Source organism: Texcoconibacillus texcoconensis (assembly GCF_014202575.1).
In the GTDB taxonomy this organism is placed as follows: Bacteria; Bacillota; Bacilli; order Bacillales; family Salisediminibacteriaceae; genus Texcoconibacillus; species Texcoconibacillus texcoconensis.
On sequence record NZ_JACHHB010000035.1, the window covers coordinates 1 to 2,484 of the forward strand.

General features: G+C 38.0%; 2 protein-coding genes. Both read left to right on the plus strand.

The features are described 5' to 3' along the window. Nucleotides 1-118 precede the first annotated feature (118 nt). Entirely contained in the window at nt 119-1,681 is a 1,563-nt protein-coding gene (gene istA / locus HNQ41_RS16500) for an IS21 family transposase (protein WP_343043383.1), read from the plus strand. A 2-nt stretch (nt 1,682-1,683) separates the two neighbouring features. Continuing rightward, nucleotides 1,684-2,448, plus strand: coding sequence for an IS21-like element helper ATPase IstB (gene istB / locus HNQ41_RS16505; protein ID WP_221301984.1), 765 nt, complete (start codon nt 1,684-1,686; stop codon nt 2,446-2,448). Nucleotides 2,449-2,484: the final 36 nt, after the last annotated feature.

The following is a 2,484-nucleotide window of genomic DNA, read 5'->3' on the forward strand; positions in this document are numbered from 1 at the left end:
TTGTAACCGCTAAACTAAAGTAGACAGTTTTTGCTCAATAAAAATGAACACTTTTCGATCAAATAATAACTCTCCGTAGTATGATAGTTTCATCATCTATCAACTGGAGGGGACAAAGGTGGAAAAGTGGAAAATGTATATGGAAATCTATCAAATGAAACAACAGGGTTTTAAAGTCAGAAGAATTGCAAGAAAACTAGGTGTTTCTCGAACGACTGTATATAAATATCTAGAAAAGTCTCCAGAAGAAATGTCTGAGTGGATCGCTTCGACTCGGAGGAGAACCCGTAAGTTAGATCAATATGAATTATTGATTCATACATGGTTAAGTGAACACCCAGACCTTTCAGGTTCTCAAGTTCAAGATTGGCTTCAAGAACGCTACCCAGACCTTTCGGTTGGGGAAAGCACAGTTCGGAGCTATGTTAAAGAACTCAGGGAAAAATATGATATTCCCAAGGTTCTCTCACCTCGTTCTTATGAAGCTATTCCTGAATTACCGATGGGTAAGCAGATTCAAGTGGATTTTGGACAAGCGAAGCAAAAGACTGGGGATGGTCAAACTCAAAAAGTATATGCCATTTGTTTTGTTCTTTCTCATTCTCGTTATAAGTATGCAGAATGGCTAGATCGACCTTTTACAACACGGGATGTCATTCGTGCACATGAGCATGCCTTTGAGTATTTTGGAGGAATCCCTGTAGAAATGGTTTATGATCAAGATGCTTTGATTGTCGTAAGTGAAAACGGTGGAGATATTATTTTGACTGAGGAATTTCAAAAGTACCATAGAGAAAGAAAGTTCCAAATCTATGTCTGTCGTAAAGCCGATCCTGAGAGTAAAGGAAAAGTAGAGAATAGCGTCAAATTTATTAAGCAAAACTTTGCCAAAAACCGCGTATTTCGGAATATTGACCATTGGAATGAACAGTGTTTGAACTGGCTTAAAAGAACCGGTAATGGCAAAGTGCATAACACCATAAAAAAGAAACCGGCCGAAGTGTTCTCCGTCGAAAAGAAACACCTCAAGCCGATTACTAAGAAAATAGTTATTTCACCTATGAATTCAAGTATAGCAAGAGCTGTGCGAAAGGACAATACCGTATTATATGAATCCAACCGTTACTCGGTCCCATTAGGGACTTATGATAAAAGAAAAACTGTGTACGTGTTTGTCACAGAAGAGAAAATCATTCAAATACGTGAAGCAACTGATGGACCTGTTCTTGCCGAACATCAATTATGTCATGGTAAAGGAGAACTTATTCAAGACACTCAACACAGGCGGGATCGGAGCAAGGGCGTTACTTCATACATGGCTACTGTTTCTGAAGCTTTTAAAGATGAAGATAAGGCTATGGAGTATCTAAAAGAGGTTCAATCAAAGTACCCAAGGTACATACGTGACCAGTTGAAAATTATTTTAGATAAAGTCAAAGGTGTCTCATCAAATGTAAGAGACGAAGCTCTAAACGAATGTATGGAAAGAGGTTTTTATAGTGCAACGGAGTTTAAAGATGTGGTGTCTTATTTAGAAAAGCAGCATCAATCATCGAAAAAGGCCACAGATATCGACATCAAACAAATTAAAGATGGAGGAAAGTTTGATTACGATAGTATGAAACCTGAAGTACGAGATTTGGATCTATACCTTAAGGTCCTTGAAGGGGCGGTGAAATAACGATGGCTTTAGAATCATTACAACAACAATTCAAGACATTAAGGTTATCGGAAACAGCCGAATACCTTCCAGATTTAATTCGTCAGGCCGAATTAGAAGATTGGACCTATCGTGGATTTTTAAAAGAATTAGCTTCTTATGAATTGAAGAAGCGTGAAGAAAAGCAAATCGAACGACATCTGAAGTGGGCAGCATTTCCTGCCCATACGACACTAGAGATGTATCAACTTAAAGAGCAACAAACTCTTAGCCAAAAACAAATGAATCAGCTTAGCGAGTTAACGTGGATTGATCAATTATATAACCTGGTCCTTCTGGGACCAGCTGGTGTCGGTAAAACACATTTGGCAACAGCACTAGGGATTGAGGCAATTTATCAAGGGTACAAAGTGATGTTTATACCAATGGAGGAGCTTATTCGAACTTTAAAAGCTGAAGAGATTACACGGAAAGCTCAAATCAAAATGAAACGAATTAGAGAAGCAAATCTAGTTATCATTGATGACCTGATGTTCATGGCTATGGATGCAAGAGAAGCCAATCTTTTCTTTCATCTCATTAATGAGCTACATGATAAAGCTTCCATTATTTTGACTTCAAATAAAGGCCCAAGCGATTGGGGTGACCTTTTAGGAGATCAAGGTATCACCACAGCAATTCTGGATAGGATTCTACATCGAGTGGAAGTCATTCAATTTCGTGAAGAAGATAGTTACAGAATGAAGAATCGAACTTCCATTTTTAAGGAAGAAAGTGTTCAGAATTAATTAGCAAAAAGTGTTCATTTTTACTTGACGCTTACA

Bases quoted from the DNA above. Each gene is read 5' to 3' on its own strand.
- istB (WP_221301984.1), top strand. From the start codon at position 1,684: ATGGCTTTAGAATCATTACAACAACAATTCAAGACATTAAGGTTATCG.